Annotated in this window: 17 protein-coding genes; 4 read left to right on the top strand and 13 right to left on the bottom strand. The window is 68.7% G+C overall.

Annotation, left to right across the window (positions count from 1 at the left end; all coding sequences use genetic code 11):
- Nucleotides 1-8: 8 nt before the first annotated feature.
- Nucleotides 9-464, bottom strand: a complete 456-nt coding sequence (locus H0B43_RS27990) for a tellurite resistance TerB family protein (protein ID WP_185724950.1) — start codon at nt 462-464, stop codon at nt 9-11.
- 104 nt (nt 465-568) lie between these two features.
- On the bottom strand, nt 569-1,312 hold the full coding sequence (locus H0B43_RS27985) for a DUF429 domain-containing protein (RefSeq protein WP_185724951.1): 744 nt from the start codon (nt 1,310-1,312) through the stop codon (nt 569-571).
- Nucleotides 1,313-1,393: 81 nt separating this feature from the next.
- On the opposite strand from H0B43_RS27985, the gene H0B43_RS27980 reads away from it, so the two are divergent.
- Together H0B43_RS27980 and H0B43_RS27975 are read left to right on the top strand one after the other, a co-directional pair.
- Entirely contained in the window at nt 1,394-1,531 is a 138-nt protein-coding gene (locus H0B43_RS27980; RefSeq protein WP_252189689.1) for a hypothetical protein, read from the top strand.
- Between the two features lie 170 nt (nt 1,532-1,701).
- Complete coding sequence (locus tag H0B43_RS27975) at nt 1,702-2,103, top strand: VOC family protein (protein ID WP_185724952.1); 402 nt, start codon at nt 1,702-1,704, stop codon at nt 2,101-2,103.
- A gap of 32 nt (nt 2,104-2,135) precedes the next feature.
- Here H0B43_RS27975 and H0B43_RS27970 read toward each other — a convergent pair whose 3' ends face one another.
- The 6 genes from H0B43_RS27970 to H0B43_RS27945 are packed head-to-tail and all read right to left on the bottom strand — an operon-like array spanning nt 2,136 to nt 7,868.
- Nucleotides 2,136-3,539 carry an aspartate ammonia-lyase gene (locus tag H0B43_RS27970; RefSeq protein ID WP_185724953.1) on the bottom strand — a complete coding sequence of 468 codons (1,404 nt, stop codon included), beginning with the start codon at nt 3,537-3,539 and terminating at the stop codon, nt 2,136-2,138.
- Between the two features lie 19 nt (nt 3,540-3,558).
- Nucleotides 3,559-4,713 carry a M20 family metallopeptidase gene (locus H0B43_RS27965; RefSeq protein WP_185724954.1) on the bottom strand — a complete coding sequence of 385 codons (1,155 nt, stop codon included), beginning with the start codon at nt 4,711-4,713 and terminating at the stop codon, nt 3,559-3,561.
- Nucleotides 4,710-5,381, bottom strand: coding sequence for a DUF1028 domain-containing protein (locus H0B43_RS27960; protein WP_185724955.1), 672 nt, complete (start codon nt 5,379-5,381; stop codon nt 4,710-4,712). The genes H0B43_RS27965 and H0B43_RS27960 overlap by 4 nt, the downstream gene beginning before the upstream one ends.
- Complete coding sequence (locus tag H0B43_RS27955) at nt 5,378-5,794, bottom strand: RidA family protein (RefSeq protein WP_185724956.1); 417 nt, start codon at nt 5,792-5,794, stop codon at nt 5,378-5,380. Before H0B43_RS27955 ends, H0B43_RS27960 begins: the two co-directional genes overlap by 4 nt.
- A complete protein-coding gene (locus H0B43_RS27950) occupies nt 5,791-7,251 on the bottom strand; it encodes a 4-hydroxyphenylacetate 3-hydroxylase family protein (RefSeq protein WP_185724957.1) in 1,461 nt (486 codons plus the stop codon). The genes H0B43_RS27955 and H0B43_RS27950 overlap by 4 nt, the downstream gene beginning before the upstream one ends.
- The gene (locus H0B43_RS27945; protein ID WP_185724958.1) at nt 7,248-7,868 is read right to left on the bottom strand and encodes a flavin reductase family protein; all 621 of its coding nucleotides are present in this window, start codon (nt 7,866-7,868) and stop codon (nt 7,248-7,250) included. Before H0B43_RS27945 ends, H0B43_RS27950 begins: the two co-directional genes overlap by 4 nt.
- 193 nt (nt 7,869-8,061) lie before the next feature.
- Between H0B43_RS27945 and H0B43_RS27940 the strand changes: the two genes are divergently transcribed.
- Nucleotides 8,062-8,970 carry a dienelactone hydrolase family protein gene (locus H0B43_RS27940; protein WP_185724959.1) on the top strand — a complete coding sequence of 303 codons (909 nt, stop codon included), beginning with the start codon at nt 8,062-8,064 and terminating at the stop codon, nt 8,968-8,970.
- Here H0B43_RS27940 and H0B43_RS27935 read toward each other — a convergent pair.
- Nucleotides 8,928-9,605, bottom strand: coding sequence for a YrhK family protein (locus H0B43_RS27935; RefSeq protein WP_185724960.1), 678 nt, complete (start codon nt 9,603-9,605; stop codon nt 8,928-8,930). The two genes, H0B43_RS27940 and H0B43_RS27935, sit on opposite strands and share 43 nt — an antisense overlap.
- A 119-nt stretch (nt 9,606-9,724) precedes the next feature.
- On the opposite strand from H0B43_RS27935, the gene H0B43_RS27930 reads away from it, so the two are divergent.
- Nucleotides 9,725-10,927: an enhanced intracellular survival protein Eis gene (locus H0B43_RS27930; protein ID WP_185724961.1), complete on the top strand. Its 1,203-nt coding sequence runs from the start codon at nt 9,725-9,727 to the stop codon at nt 10,925-10,927.
- Between the two features lie 3 nt (nt 10,928-10,930).
- Here the strand turns inward: H0B43_RS27930 and H0B43_RS27925 are convergent, their stop codons facing one another.
- The 4 genes from H0B43_RS27925 to H0B43_RS27910 form a co-directional block, all read right to left on the bottom strand.
- The gene (locus tag H0B43_RS27925; protein WP_185950086.1) at nt 10,931-12,742 is read right to left on the bottom strand and encodes a zinc ribbon domain-containing protein; all 1,812 of its coding nucleotides are present in this window, start codon (nt 12,740-12,742) and stop codon (nt 10,931-10,933) included.
- A gap of 208 nt (nt 12,743-12,950) precedes the next feature.
- Nucleotides 12,951-13,121, bottom strand: a complete 171-nt coding sequence (locus tag H0B43_RS41850) for a hypothetical protein (RefSeq protein ID WP_252189690.1) — start codon at nt 13,119-13,121, stop codon at nt 12,951-12,953.
- Nucleotides 13,122-13,334: 213 nt separating this feature from the next.
- Nucleotides 13,335-14,261 carry a LysR family transcriptional regulator gene (locus tag H0B43_RS27915; RefSeq protein ID WP_185724962.1) on the bottom strand — a complete coding sequence of 309 codons (927 nt, stop codon included), beginning with the start codon at nt 14,259-14,261 and terminating at the stop codon, nt 13,335-13,337.
- 86 nt (nt 14,262-14,347) lie between these two features.
- Complete coding sequence (locus H0B43_RS27910; protein ID WP_185724963.1) at nt 14,348-15,877, bottom strand: APC family permease; 1,530 nt, start codon at nt 15,875-15,877, stop codon at nt 14,348-14,350.
- Nucleotides 15,878-15,894: the final 17 nt, after the last annotated feature.

Here is a 15,894-nt window from a genome sequence, read left to right as displayed (position 1 = left end):
CGGTCATCTCAGAGTTCGAATTCCGCCGGTGCGATGCCGACGGCGAAACAGGCGTCGCGCACCACATTTCGCTCGTGCTGATCGAAGTTGCCGTCGGCGCCACCGATGACGATGCCGATCTGGATGACGGCCCGGGCCTGATCCTGCTTGGTCTTCAGCTTCGCGATGGTGGCCGTGGCCTCGATCTTGCCGAATTCGAAATCGGACTGCAGCTTGCTGCAGTACCAGTCGAACTTCTGACTCAGCTCGTCCGACGGGAACACGCTCAGCGCCTCGTTGCTGGTGATCAGCGCCGACGTCTTCTGCCGCTCGGACGGGTCGATGGTCCCGTCCGCCGCGGCGATGAGGGCGCACATGGCCATGCTGGCGTTGGCGAACTCCTTGTTCTGGAACTGTGCCGTCTTCGTCTTGAGCTGGCCGTTCATCTCGAACGCCTTTGCCTTCAGCTGATCCCAGAAAGCCATTGGACTCCTTCGTCGTGTTCCACGCACGGTGCGCGTGGTGTCCAATTTGCCAGGTTTCCTTCGATGGCGTCGCCGCGGTCGGTCTACCAGCGCGGTCGCCGTCGCTAGGGCCGCAACGACTGCAGGCTTCCCGTCGGCAGGTGGATCCACCCTTCCCGCTCGGCGACGGCGCGGTCGTCCCCGTCGGGCAGCGCGGTGCATCCGACGGCCGCGGCCCGCGCGATGACCGCGGCCAGCACCGCGTCGAGGGCATCGTCCGATTCTCGGCAGAGCGTCCGGAACGCACCGAGTTCCAGCCAGTCCGCGGCCGCCAGGAGCGTGTCGACCAGCCCACCCAGGGTCAGCCGATTCTGCGCGCTCTTGTATCCGCGCGACGTCAGCCCCCAGATACGCAGCGCGGCAGCCGGATACGCCTCCACCACCCGGCCGTCGACGCGTCCGACGTCGACGCCGAGGTCGCCGAGTTCCGCGAGAAGTCCGGCGCAGCGCAGCGCGACGTGCGCGATGAGATCCGCCGACACACTGAGCGGGGAGATCCCCGTCGCGGCCTGCACCACGAGGTCGGTGCGCCGCTTGGTCAGCGGTCGGCGTCCGTCGCGGTTCGCGAGACCGCTGGTCGCGGGCAGCCTGCCGGCGTGATGCTCGGACACCATCCGGACGAACGCGTCGGGCCACCCGAACGGTGCGTCGATTCCGGCCTTGTCGCAGGCCAGGACGGCTTCGGTAATGGCGTCGTTTCCGGCTCCCAGCCGGACGGACTCGACGCGGGCCACGCCGCCGGACCAGTCGAGGACCGCCAGTGCCGTCTTCTTCGGCTCGGCCGCCAGGTCGACTCCCACGGTGCGCATCGACCCAGACTAGTTCGACCTGCTGAATCAGCAGAAGTGATGCGACGCATCGGTTAGTTGTTCTGAACAGACACCGGGCCGGTGTCCGCGTTCCTCGGCGGCGCCGACCTGTCGTGGGTGGCCGGCCTGGTGGTGACCGGACCCCTTTACCTCCTCCTCGCGCGGCGCGGCTCCGGAGCGGAGGTCACCTCGACGACACGGGAACCCACGCGATTGTGAAACTCCGAACCTCGCACCGCCCGAGCCGGTTACAGGCTCGGGCGATCGTCGTGTGGTCGCCCGAGGCCCTGCCCGCTCGGGCAGGGTTTCCAGATTGTCCACCACGCGGCTGCGCCGGCTCGCTAGGGTCGGAAACGGAGACCATTCCGCCGGAGAGAAAGTTGTCGCAGATGTCCAGTTTCCCGGGCCTCGCCCACGTCGCGATCACCGTGTCCGACCTTCCGGCCAGCACCGCCTGGTACAGCGCACTGTTCGGCTCCGCCCCCGTGCTCGACGAGGACGAAGAATCGGGGACGTTCCACCACACGGTGTTCGCGCTCGACGGGGGCATGCTCTTCGGCCTGCACACCCATCCCGACAGCGGCGCCCCCGCGAGGTTCGACGAACGGCAGGTCGGACTCGACCACATCGCATTCCAGTGTTCCCCCGACGCACTGCCCGGGTGGGCGGAGCGGCTCGACGCACTCGGCATCGAGCACGGGGGAATCAAGAATGCGCACTACGGATCCGGCATCTCGTTCCGCGACCCCGACAACATCGCGCTCGAGTTTTTTGCGCCTCCGGCGACGTGAGTACTTCTTGACCGCCCGAGGCCATCAAGTACTCACGGGCGGCGGAGCCGCCGGAGTATGGCGTCGAGCTGGTCGCAGCTGAGGAGGCCGTGCTCGAGGACCAGATCGGTGACGTTGCGGTCCGTGTCGAGGGCTTCCGCCGCCAACCGGGTCGCGGTCTCGTAGCCGAGGTGCGGGCTGAGGGCCGTGACGAGGCCGATCGACCGTTCCACTCCGGCCCGCATGTGGTCGACGTTGGCGGTGATCCCGACGACGCAGCGCGAGGTCAGCGCCTCGCAGGCCGCGGCGAGGTGGCTGAGCGATGCGAACAGGCTGTGCGCGATGATCGGTTCGAACGCGTTCAGCTGCAGCTGGCCGCCCTCCGCGGCGAGGGTGATGGTGACGTCGTTGCCGATAACCTCGAATGCCACCTGGTTGACGACCTCCGGGATCACCGGATTCACCTTGCCGGGCATGATGGACGACCCGGCCTGCACCGCAGGCAGATTGATCTCGCCCAGCCCGACCCGCGGTCCCGACGACAGCAGCCGCAGGTCGTTGCACATCTTCGACAACTTCACCGCGGTGCGTTTGAGCACCCCCGACAGCTGCACGAACGAGCCGACGTCCTGGGTGGCCTCGACGAGGTCGGTCGCGGTGGCGAGCGGTAGACCGGTGACGGCGCGCAGTTCCTCGCACGCGAGCGCGGCGTAGTCGGGGTGGGCGTTGAGTCCGGTGCCGATGGCGGTGCCGCCCAGGTTGATCTCGGCGACGAGCAGCGCGGCTTCCTCGAGACGTTCGGCGTCTTCCCGGACCATCACCGCGAACGCCCCGAATTCCTGGCCGAGCGTCATGGGGACGGCGTCCTGCAACTGGGTGCGGCCCATCTTCAGGTGATCGCTGAACTCCGCCGCCTTCGCGGAAAAGGCTTCCGCGAGCGCTGCCATTGCCGCGCGGAGTCGTCGAATCGCGAACTGCAGCGCCACCTTCAGGGCGGTGGGGTACACGTCGTTGGTGCTCTGGCTCAGGTTCACGTGCTCGAGCGGGTGCAGAAACATGTAGTCGCCGGGCCGGTGCCCGAGCAGTTCGAGGCCGCGGTTGGCGATCACCTCGTTGGCGTTCATGTTGGTCGACGTCCCGGCCCCGCCCTGGATCACGTCGACGACGAACTGGTCGTGCAGCGCGCCGCCGCGGATCTGCTCACAGGCGGCGACGACGGCGTCGGCGCGGCGGGCGTCGAGCAACCCGAGTCGCCGATTCGCGACCGCCGCCGACTGCTTGACACATGCCAGCGCCGCCACCAACTCCGGGTAGCGGCCGATCGGCGTCCCGGTGATGGTGAAGTTCTCGAGCGCGCGGAGGGTGTGGATCCCGTAGTGGGCGTGCAGCGGGACGTCCCGCTCCCCCAGCAGGTCGTGTTCGACGCGTGTGCGGCCTGGCTGGGCGATGCGGGACATCGGGCTTCCTTCAGGGTGATCAGTGGAGCAGGTGGGTGCGGAGACCGGGTTCGGTCGCCGCGTCGAGCAGGGTCAGGGCGAGGGCCAGCGCGCCGTCGACGGCGGCCCGGTCTGCGGCGGGTGCGGCGCTTGCCGCGGCGAACTCGGCCTGATGGTTGACGGCGGGCGCGGAGTCGATGCCGATGTACGGGTGGATCGCGGGGAGCACCTGTGAGACGTTGCCCATGTCGGTGGAGGCCCGGTTCATCAGCGAGTCCGCGCCGGTGCGGAACACCCGGCCGAGTCCCTCCGCGTTCCGGACGTACGACGCGAGCAGCGCTTCGTCGGTGCGGAACTCCGAGTACGGTTCGCTTTCCGGGGCGATGGTCAGTTCGCAGCCGGTGGCGACGGCGCCGGCCTCGAAGCAGCGGGCGACCCGCGGTTCGATGCGGGCCAGCTCCTCCAGGGTCTCCGCGCGCACGTACCAGCGACCTTCGGTGCGCTGGGGTATGGCGTTGGGCGCTTCTCCCCCACGAGTCATCATGCCGTGGACGCGGGTGCTCGACGGAAGCTGTTGCCGGAGAAGCCCGATGGCGACCTGCGCGACGGTGAACGCGTCGGCCGCGTTGATGCCCCGTTCCGGGTAGGCCGCGGCGTGCGCAGCCTTGCCCTCGTACCGGATGTGGCTGTGGGAGACGGCGTACGGTTCGGCCCGGGCCACGTCGACCGGGCCCGGGTGGGCCATGACGGCAGCGTGGACGCCGTCGAACGCTCCGCGGGTGAGCATCTCGATCTTGCCGCCCCCGCCTTCCTCGGCCGGGGTGCCGAGCACGGACAGCGTGATGCCGAGGTCGTCGACGAGCGGGGCGAGGGCCAGCGCCGTCCCCACCGAGACGGCGGAGATGACGTTGTGCCCGCACGCATGCCCGAGTCCGGGGAGCGCGTCGTATTCCGCGCAAACCGCGAGGCGCAGCGGCCCGGAGCCCACCTGCGCGCGGAACGCGGTGGGCAGCCCGACGTACTGCTGCTCCACCGTGAAACCGGCATCCGAGAGCACCCCGGCGACGCGGACGCACGACCGTTCCTCCTCCCACGCGACCTCCGGGTTTGCGTGGAGGTCGTGCGACAGCGCCAGGATCCGGTCTTCCGCGCGCCTGGCCCCGTCCCGAATCGCCCCGTCGGCACCGGCACTCACAGGTCGCCCGGCACGCCGTAGGACGGGGCGGCCGTCGGGTCGACGCCCCGCACCCGGTAGTCCCGCTTCTGCGGTTCCCACACCGTCCACAGCCGGCGCAGTTCGCCGACCGGGTCGTCGTGCCAGTCGACGCGCAGGTCGGTGACGGGCCAGGGCACGTCCTCGACCACCTGCATTCCGGCCGAGTGCACGGGCCCCGCCTCGCCGCCCGCGGTGATCGCGGCGGTGAGACCGTCGAGCAGTCTGCCTTCGAAGGTCGAAGCCGTGCTGGACACGTACCCGAACAGCAGCGACCGGATGACGCCCTCGTCGCGGAGCATGTTGCCGGAGACTGCGGCGCCGCTGCCCTGCGCGCTGCTGTGGATGCCGAGCGTCTGCGCACCCGAGTGCACCGCGGTGCCGCCGTCCGCATCCACGACGACGAGCTGCCGGTACTCCGGGAACTTCTCCTGCGCAAGTGCGGTTTTCAGCGCGGTCTCCGCATTCTCGCCCGACGCGAGCGCGTCGAGTCCGATGGGCCCCAATCGTGGATTGGTGACGTTCTGGGAGGCGACGACGCCGACCCCGGGCCGCACGTGCAGGCAGCGCGACGCCACTGCGGGGCTGGAGGAGCAGACGACCATCCCGAATGCGCCTCCGGGATCGCGGGCGACGAGGGAGAACGTCATGAGCCGATCACGGCCGTCGCGTCGATCTCGACGAGCCATTCCGGCCGGGCGAGGGCGTCGACAACAAGGCCGGTGGACACGGGGTGCACACCTTTCAGCCAGCGTCCGACCACCCGGTAGACGGTCTCCCGGTACCGGACGTCCACCAGGTAGATGGTGACCTTGACGACGTCCTCGAGCCGGCTGCCCGATTCCTTCAGCAGCATCGCGATGTTCGCCATCGCCTTCTCGGCCTGGGCCTCGACGTCGCCGATACCCACCGACTCGCGAGTGTCGAGATCCTGGCCGATCTGCCCGCGGAGGTACACGACTCCGCCGGCGACGACGGCCTGCGCGAGGTCGTTGTCGAGGTTCTGTTCGGGATACGTGTCGCGGGTGTTGAACGGGCGGATGCGGGTGTGGGTGCTGGTCATGCCGCACCTCCGACGACGTTGTCCGACAGTCCCGCCGCGGCCTTGACCAGGCCCAGCGGCCCGTCGAAGTCGAAGTTGCGGTACACGGCGGCGAGCTGGGCGAACGGCGGCGACTGGGCGAACAGCTGGAACGTCAGCCGGTGTCCGGCGTAGTCGCTGTTGAGCAGGTCGCGGGCGAACGCGAGGAGCTTGCGACGGTCGTCGGCCACCCAGTTGTCGTTGATGGAGTAGAACTTCTCCAGCCACGGCGCGACGTCCGGGTCGGCGAAGGTGGCGGCGTCCGGGGTGATGCAGATCTGGCCGCCGCACAGTTCGCGGGCGATGTGCATCATCGCGGGCAGTTGGCTGAGCGCCATCACCCGGCCGGTGTAGAGCAGGGACTGGTTGGGCATGAGCAGGCCGCCCGGGCTGGGCTCGGCGAGCGAAATCGCCGCGGTCAGGTGGGCGTTGATCGTCTCCCGGTAGCAGGCGAGCTGAGCGAGTTTCTCCTGCACCGCCTGCTGCTTCTCGAGGCCGCTCTGCTTGACGTTCCACAGCGCGGATCCGATCATCAGATCGGCGAGGTGCAGGGTGCGCTGGACGAACGGGAACGCGCTGTAGCGGTGCAGGGTGGAGCGGATGAACGTCGCCGCCCGGGTGTGCCGGTAGAACAGGACGTCTTCCCAGGGGATCTCGACGTTGTCGAATACGACGAGGGATTCGACCTCGTCGACGCGGTTGGCGAGGGGGTAGTCCGCGGACGGCGCGCGGCCCGCGAACCCGTTGCGGGAGATGTACTTCAGCCCCGGTGCACCCATGTCGAGCACGAATCCGACGGCGTAGTCGGACAGTTCGCTGTTTCCCCAGTTCGCGATGGTGGGTTTGGTGAACGCCTGGTTGGAGTATGCGGCGGCGGTCTCGTACTTGGCTCCGCGGACGACGATGCCGTTGTCGGTCTCCTTCACGACGTGCAGGAGCATGTCGGGGTCCTGATCCTGGGGCGCCTTGGACCGGTCGCCCTTGGGGTCGGTGTTCGCCGACACGTGGAACGGGTCCTCGCGAACCGAGCGCTCGAGGTGGCGGCGGATGTTCTCCGAGAAGCGTGGGTCGACCTCGTTGAGCACGTCCTGACCGTCGAACAGCGACCACATCTCCCCGATGGTCTCGTCGCCGACGCGGGTGACCACTCCCCGGGTGTCCTCGAGCACCAGGTCGACGGCGGCGCGCTTGTCGAGCCAGTCCTGCTGCGTGCGGGGAAGCTTGTTGGCGATGGCGTTGCGTTCGCCGGATTCGGGATCGACATACGTCATCGCGCCCTGCGTGGCCTCCTCGTGCGCGAGGTCGTAGATACGTGCCCGCACGTCGACGATCGGCTTGAACATGGGGTGGTCGGCGACGTCCTTGACGCGTTCCCCGTCGACCCAGACCTCACGGCCGTCTCTGATGGACTCCCTGTATTCGTCTCCGGTGCGGATCATTTCGTGCTCCTGGTCCTCGGCGCGGGGTGTGCGTCCGGGTAGTCGGGGAAAATGGACGGTTCAAATGCTGCGGGCTTGCTGTAGGTGTGGGACGCGTACACGAGCGGTTCGCCGGGGTGCGACTCGACGGCGGCGACGCGTCCGATGTAGACGCGATGGGTGCCGGCCTCGATGACGTCGTAGACGGTGCAGTCGAACGAGGCGATCGCGTCGTGCACGCGCGGCGACCCGGATTCGGCGACGGTCCAGTGCCCGCAGGTGAAGTCCCATCGCTGCTTGCCGGGCCACGGCCGCCCCGCGAACGTGTCGGCCACGTGATCATGCTGGGTGGCAAGCACATTGACGCAGAAAACGCCGTTCTCGGAGACCGCGTCGTTGACGGGGCTCCGTCCGTGGATGCAGACCAGCACCAGCGCGGGATCGGCCGAGACGGAGCACATCGCGCTCACGGTCTGCGCCGCGCGGCCGCCGGGACCGTCGGTCGCGACGACGGTGACCCCGGTCGCGACGGCTCCCATGGCCGTGACGAAGTTCGCGGTCGAGCTGTCCGGCATCGGTGCAGCCACCGATGTGCGGGCCGTCGTTTCGACGGCGGCGTGACGGTCAGCGATCGGCATGACGGGCTCCTTTCTGTGTGCGGTGAGCGAGGAGTTCGTGCCGTGGAACCAATCTTGGGTCGCACGGTGAAATCTGTACAACACAGATAAGTGGCGCACTGCATAAGAAGAAGTGATGCAACGGGAACCGATGCCGATCCCCGGCTCGACCAGGGATAATTCCCTACGACAGCCGATGCGGACGGGGACGACGATGACGCCACTGCAACGCTATATCGCCGAAGAGATCGCGATCGATCATGCGGACGGGCTGCTGACCCGCCGTGAGGCGCTGCGAAGACTCGGCCTCATCGGCCTCGGGGTGGCGGCGGCATCTTCGCTGCTGGCCGCCTGCTCCACCGGCGGCGACGAGCAGTCGTCGACGTCGGCCCCGGTGACGCCCGGTGGGGCGACGCCCCCGCCACCGGGAGTGGCCGACGCGGTCGGCACCGAGGCCGTGACGTTCCCCGGTCCCGACGGGCGGGTCCTGCAGGGGGCCTGGGCCGAGGCGGCCGAGCCCCGCGGGGCGGTCCTGGTGGTGCACGAGAACAAGGGCCTGACCGATCACATCCGTTCGGTGGCAGGCCGATTCGCCGGTGCCGGCTACTCCGCGCTGGCCGTGGACCTGCTCTCGGAGGAGGGCGGGACGGCCACCTTCACCGACCAGGCTCAGGCCACCGCCGCGCTGGCCACCGTGCCGCCGGAGCGCTTCGTCGCCGACATGAAGGCGGGCGTCGACGAACTCGCCCGCCGGGTACCGGACAAGAAGTACGCGGCAGTGGGATTCTGTTTCGGCGGCGGCATGGTGTGGCAACTGCTCGCGTCCGGCGAACCGCGACTGGCGGCCGCCGTCCCCTTCTACGGCCCCCTGCCCGACGGCGCGGACTTCTCCGGGTCGAAGGCCGCAGTCCTCGCCATCTACGCGGAATTGGACGCGAGGGTGAACGCGTCCCGCGACGCCGCCGACGCGGCACTCACCAAGGCGGGCCTGCCGCACGAGATCGTCACGGTTCCGGGCGCTGATCACGCGTTCTTCAACGACACCGGGCCCCGGTACAACGCGGCCGCGGCGGCGGAGGCCTACGAACGTGTGCTCACCTGGTTCGGCGAGTACGTGGGGTGAGGCGGGCGCATCAGCAGGGCGGCGACGAGGAAGCAGACCGCGCCCACGAATGTGCCCAGATCGGCGATCCCCGCGTTCTCCAGCGCGCCCGTGCCCGGCACTATGAACGCGGCGACGGCGGATACCCCGAACGCCACCGACCCGATCATGTTCAGCCAGGTGCTGCGCCAGTTGCGGGCGTGCGGATCCCACAGCCTGTCGGTTTCGGTGGTGGCCACCACCGCCAACGCGCTGGCGACGAGAAAGGCGGTCGACCCGAAGATGTCGGGCCGCCACCCCCACACCCGGTCCTGTTCGACGGTGAGGCCGTGGATGAGCGCGACACCGGTACTGATGTTGAACAGCAGGGTGCCGACGAACTGGATCAGCGCCGACCACCAGTCGTAGCGTTCGACCCGGTGCGATTCCGCCCCGGGCACCGGTCTGCCGCTCAGCGACAACTGGATGAATCCGGCGGTAGTGAAGAACAACGATCCGACGAAGTAGGTGATGTTGTCGAGTTCGGGGCCGGCCGCGTCGCCGTACACCCGCGTGGCCGCGAGTCCGAACAGGAAGGAGCCGATGACGAATCCCCAGGACTCCCGGCGCAGGCGCAACACTCGGCGCGGTGCGGAGGAGGTGCGGTCCCTCGGCATCGTGACGTCCCCCTCACCCGTCGGCCCGAGTCCTCAGACTCGCCGAAGACGCTGACCGGGTCAAGGGCGGGCACGGAAATTCGGCTGCGAGTCCGCACGGGGTGTGCCAGGGTCGAACCATGGCGAGCACCGGCGGAATCACGATCAGAACTGCGACCGAACAGGACTGGCCGAAGATCGTCGTGCTCAACGAGATCTGTTTCGTGACACCGCAGACGGAGGAATTCACCGCCCACTGGAGGCAGCTCGTCAATGGCGAACCGCCGGTGATCGCGCTGGACGGTGACGAGGTCGTCGGCGCGACGATGGACATTCCCATGACGGTCACCGTTCCCGGCGGCAGCGTCGCGGCGGCGGGCGTCACCGCGGTCACGGTCGCGCCCACCCATCGGCGGCGCGGCATCCTCCGCGCCCTCTACACCGAACACCACGCACGGATCCGAGCGTCGGGCGTGCCGCTGTCGATTCTCACCGCCAGCGAGGGCGGCATCTACGGACGGTTCGGTTACGGACCCGCGACCGTCGAGTCCACGGTGAGCATCGACCGCCGCTTCGCCGTCCCGCATCCGAGGGCACCGGACCCCGGCGGTGTGCGGATGGTCCATCCGGCCGAGGCCCGGCCCGCGTTCACGGACGTCTACCACCGCTGGCAGCAGGTGACTCCGGGGGCGCAGGTGCGGCCCGAGATCGTGTGGAACCGGATCTTCGCCGACCGCGAGAGCGAACGGGGTGGCGGCACAGCGTTGTTCGGGCTCGTGCACGACGACGGTTACGTCCTGTACCGTCGCGCCTCCGGCGACAACGGATCCTTCGCCCGGGTGGAGGAGATCCGCACGGTTACCGGTGACGCCCACGCTGCGCTGTGGCGGGCGATGCTCGGCCTCGACCTGGTGCGCCGCATCGAAGCGCATCTCACCCCCGAGGATCCGCTTCCGTATCTGCTCACCGACGGCCGACTCGTGCGCACGACATCCCGTCACGACGAGCTGTGGGTGCGGATCATGGATGTGCCCGCCGCGCTCGAGGCCCGCACGTTCCGCGGCAACCTCGACGTAATGGTGCAGGTCGACGACGGGTTCCTGGACGCCGGTGGCAGATTCGCCCTCACCGTCCGCGACGGCAAGGCCGTGTGCACACGGACCGACGCCGCACCGCAGGTGGTGCTCGATCTGGACGTGCTCGGAAGCCTGTACCTCGGGGCGCACCGGGCGCGGACATTCGCGGCCGCGAACCGGCTGCGGACTGCCGACGCCGACGTCCTGGACCGGTTCGAGCACGCGTTCGGCTCCGACCGCGACGCCCAGATGGGTTGGGGGTTCTAGCGTCTACGTAGATCTCATACTGTCTGCCACTTGCGTGGCGGGCGGGGGAGATGGACGTGTGGCACGGCTACCCGCATCACCGTGAGGTGGTGCGGGTTTGACCGTGTCCCACACCGACGCTTGTGGTGCAGGAACATATCTGTTTGGAGTCACCCCCACCCGCGGTGTCACGGTGGGCAGGCTGTGTCGGACCCGGCGATGCCGCGGCCTGCTCGGGGTGGGACTGTTCTTGTCCCGGGACTTGCGGACCGGCGCGTGCTCGGCGACCCGGACGGCGGGCATCTGCCCCCGCCGCCGAGTCACCTTGGTTCTACCGAGCAGGGCGCGTTTGGCCAGGTTCACCCCGGCGATATGGTCACGGTTGCCGCCGACGCGGCAACCTGAACACCACGCGGTGTGATAGCCGCCGGGGCGCGAGAGTGGTGCGTCGCAGCCCGGACACTGCGCGGACGAGCCGCGGGCCGGCACCGACACCACCGCGATGCCGACCTCTGCGGCGGTGTGAGTAAGGGCAGTGACCGCTTGGCGGCGGGCGGATTGCGCGGCCCGATTGTTGTTGACCCGACCGTGCCCGCGAGTTTCAAGGGTGGCGAGGTCCTCCACCGCGATCACCTGCGCGCCCGCCGAGATGGCGTAGTCGGTGACCTGGCGGGCGAAGTGGAATCCCAGTTCCCGGTTGATCTTGCCCCGTTTGACGCCCACCGCGGTGCGGTGGGCATCGAGGACGGTGATCTTCGCATCGAGTTGGGCGCGGACCTCGGGTTCGGCGTTGGTGGCGAGTTGCGTCAACCGGGCCGCCTTGCGGTGCAGCAGTTGCCCCTCGGCTTGCAGGCGTGCGAGTCTGGTCCCGAGGCCGCGGTCGTCGTACGTGAAACCCCGAAAGTCCGAGGACAACCCGTCCGGGGTTTCGGTGGTGATGGCGGCGACACCGAGCGTGGCCGGGGACCAATCCACCCCCACCGCGACGGTCGCCGATCCCAGGTCACAGACGGGAACGAGTTCGGTCGCCGCGCACCGCCACAACAGTCCCTTCCTGTCAAGGACCAGGGTCGGCAGGTGCCAGCCGCTGATCGGCCGGCCGTGCAGGTGCCCGGGGATGGCGGCGGTCAACCGGACCCGACGCCACTGCGCCCGCCCCGCCGGGGTCGGGCAGGTCGGCAGCTTCACCGTCAACACCAACTCACGGTCTGTCGCGGTGATCTGCGCGAGCTGCCGATCCGCGGCCGAGAGCCGGGCCATCGCGCTCGTCTGCGGTGGTCCCTGGATGTCCGTGATCCGGACCCGGCCCACCGACACCGCGTCGGTGTCGGTGCGGCGAGAGTGTACGACGAGTTGCCGCCGCACGCCTCGCGCGAAACCCGCTGGCACCCAGTCCGCAGCGCAGGTGGGTGGGGCTATCCGCCCAGTGGCCGGGTCGAACCGCTGGGCGAGTGCCGTAATCGCGGTGTCCCGGTAAGCCAGCGTCCGACGGGACGCCATCACCTGCGCCGTCACCACCCTGCTCACCCTCGACGGCATGTACACCCCGTCCGGGTAGTGCGGGTTCCAGCCGAGGCGGGCCGCGGCGACGTGACCCTGGGCGGGCAGCCTCCGGTCCTGATGGTCTCGTCCGGCCGCGAGGACGTCGAAGGTGACCGGCTGCCACAGCCGCGCCATCAGCTCGGTGCAGGCCGTGGCGATCAGGTCGAGCAGCCACCCCACCCGGGTGTCGACGTCGCCCCGTCCGATCGGTTCGCCGGTGATGTCGTCGACCGCGACGTGGGCGCGGGTGGTGAACGCGAACTGCCGCAGCGCAGGCAATCCGGTATCGGCCATCAGCGAGCCCACCTCAAAGCAATGACATCATCCATCAGCTCCCCCACCCGAGACTGTGTCCCCATCCTCACCGATGATCTCGACCCTAACGCCGACCACCGACACGTCACACTCGATCCACGCCACCCCGAAACCTGCGCCAACCGATCCCGCCACACCACTGGCACCACCGCGAACTGGCGGGTGGCTGCGTCGTCACGCATCCGATTCACGCCCGCTCGAGTCTCTCCCGCAGACCGGAACCACGATCCTGGTAGGCCCGGTACACGGTGCCGGCACGCTCACGCAACGTCATTTCCTGATCGGCGAGCGAGGGTTCCTGGCCGGTCGAGTCGGACAGCCGGCAGTACAACTGCTTCCGCCCTGTCCGCCCGAACACTCTCCGATGCAGGTCGACTCAGATTGACGTCGCGATCCTCCCGATCGAAGACTCGCTGACAGGAACGTGTACGCCGAGGGGCCGACGACGCGGCCCTCCGGACCCCCACCACGGACATGCTCAGGTCGCCGCCTCGAAAATGCGCATGAACCGACAGTGATTAGGAAGGATTAGGAAGTATTGGCCATTACGTCCACAGTTGACAGCCCGGTCCTAGCCAGCCGTTCGTGCTTGATTCGCGAACACGGCCCGTGCCCGCTCGGCGACGGCTCGGGCCCGGGCGGTGCTCCGGACGCCCTTGAGCCGGGCGAGGACGACGGGCAGTCCGGGAACGTCGTCGGCGATCGGTAGTGTCGCGACCCTCCCGCCGTCGTACGTCCGGCCCTCGGCGGGCCGCTGGTTCAGTATCGAGAAGCCGTGTCCGCGGGCGACGAGCCCACGCACCGTTTCGTAGCTCGCCGACCGGTAGCGGACCATCGGGGCGACCCCCGAGCCCGACATCATGGCGAGGAAGTAGTCGCGGCTGCTCGGCAGGTCCAGCAGCACCATCGGTTCGCCCTCGAGGTCGGCGAGCGCGATCGCGTCGTGGCCGGCCAGCCGGTGGTCCGGCGGCAGGACGACGTGCGGTCGGGCGACGCCCAGCGTCTCCGTCTCCATGTCGTCACCCAACGCAAGATCGTAGGTGAGGGCCAGTTCCGCGGTGCCGTTCCGCAGTGCCGCCCGCACCGCCTCCGCCTGGGTCTCGACGACCTCGACCTCGAGGTCGGGGTGTTGATCGCGCAGGTCCGAGATGAGCGTCGGCAGGATGAACGGGGTGAGGGTGACGAAACAGGCGAGGCGCACCGTTCCGCGGACGTTGTCCTCGTGGCCGCGCGCCGCATCGAGAACCTCCCCGAGATGGGCCAGGACGCTGCGGGTGTCGCGGAGCATTTCCTCCCCCGCCGCCGTGAGAACCAGCCCGCGGGACCGTTGCCGGATGAACAGCTGGGTGCCGATCTGGTGCTCGAGCTGGGAGATCGCCGAGGACACCGCCGATTGCGCGACCATCAGTTCGTCGGCGGCCTTCGTCATGCTGGAGAAGTTCGCGGCCTCGACGAAATATCTGAGCTGGGTCAACGTCACGTCGGGTCGTCGTTGCATGCGCTCTCCTCGGGATCTGAGGCCACCAGGATGGCAGGTCTCCGACCGGGGAGCCACTAACGACACCCGCGCCGGATGCGGCACCATTACCGGACGTCGGCCTTCGCGAGGTCGGGGTCCGGTTCGTCTTCGCGCACGGAACGCGGACCGGTCGCGGAGCGGACGGACTTGCCGCGCATGTACCCGATCGCGCCGAGGAGCGCGAGCACGGCCAGCGTCCCGAGGGTGAACAGTTCGAACGTCGACTGGCTCACGCCCCAGATGTCGTCGAAGTCGTAGTCGAGGCCGAACAGCGATTCCAGCGTGCCCGGGAACACCGCCACCCAGGAACCGAGCAGCACCCAGGCGAAGCAGAGACCGCCGAGGAGGCGGAAGCCGGCGTTTCCGGTGGGAACCCGGAACGGCCGCGCGACGTCCGGGAAGTGCGTGCGCAGCCGGATCGCGGACGGGATGACGATCAGGTAGCTGAGCAGGAACGTCGAGATCGAGATCGTCAGCACCACCGCGAAGACGGAGCCACCGGAGCCGGTGATCTGCATGGCGGCGATCATGAACGCGGTGGCGACGACGCCGGACAGGAAGTTGACGCGCACCGGTGTTCCGAGGCGCGGATGGAATCGGCCGAAGAACCCGCCGAAGAAGGCGCCGTCCGCGGCGGCCATCGCCTGCATGCGGTCGCTGATGATCATCCACGCCGCCCCCTGGGTCATCAGGATCACCGCGAAGATCACTCCGGTCACGGTCAGCATGACGGGTGCGGCGGGACCGTAGACGCTGTATACGGTCGCGACCGCCTCGAGGAGGCCGCCGACACCGGTGATGTCGTCCGCGGGCACCACGAGGAGGATCGCGAAGATCGGCAGCAGGTACGACGCGGCGGCGATGCCGCAGGCGCGGGCGATGGAGATCGGGACGTCGCGGGCGGGGTTCTTCATTTCGCCGGCGGCGCTGTTGCCGGATTCGAAACCGAGGTAGGAGAACAGCAGCAGCGGTGTGACGCCGAGGAGCCCGGTGAGGGTGGGGCTGAAGTCTCCCGCGGAAATGCCGGCGAATCCGTTCTTCGCGGCGTAGATCCCCGTGGTGACGAGGAAGAACAGCAGGAAGGCGATCTTCAGGAACGCGCCGATCGTCGGAATCCATTTGCCCCGTGCGAGACTCACCACGGCGGCGAGCACCGTCAGCCAGATGAAGACGAGTTTGAAGAGGTAGTCCGTCACCGAGCCTTCCTCGAAGGCGCTGACGTAGTGGTTCCACGTCTCGGCGGCGATGAACGCCATCGATCCGCCGACCCACACGGGCTGGGTCACCCACGTCAGCAGCGACGCGAGCGCGGCGAGCGGACGGCCGAACGCTCGCCGCACCCACACGTAGGCCCCGCCTTCACCGGTGAACGTGCTGCCGATCTCGGCGAAGATCAGGCCGTACGGCAGGAGGAAGAATACGGCGAGAACGAGCGCCCAGGTGAACGTCTCCGCGCCGAACGTGGACACCTGACCGAGGACCTCGACCGACACCACCGCCGCGACGATGAGGAAGACGATGTCGAAACGGCCGAGGGACTTCTCGAGATGTCGTGTCTGTTCGTCCGCCAGGACGGTGGGGGTGTTGTCGCTCATCGGTGCACCTCGTTGCT

Source organism: Rhodococcus sp. 4CII (genome assembly GCF_014256275.1).
GTDB classification, from domain to species: domain Bacteria; phylum Actinomycetota; class Actinomycetes; order Mycobacteriales; family Mycobacteriaceae; genus Rhodococcus_F; species Rhodococcus_F wratislaviensis_A.
Note: the sequence above shows the minus strand (reverse complement) of the source record. Positions and strands in the feature narration are given on the sequence as shown.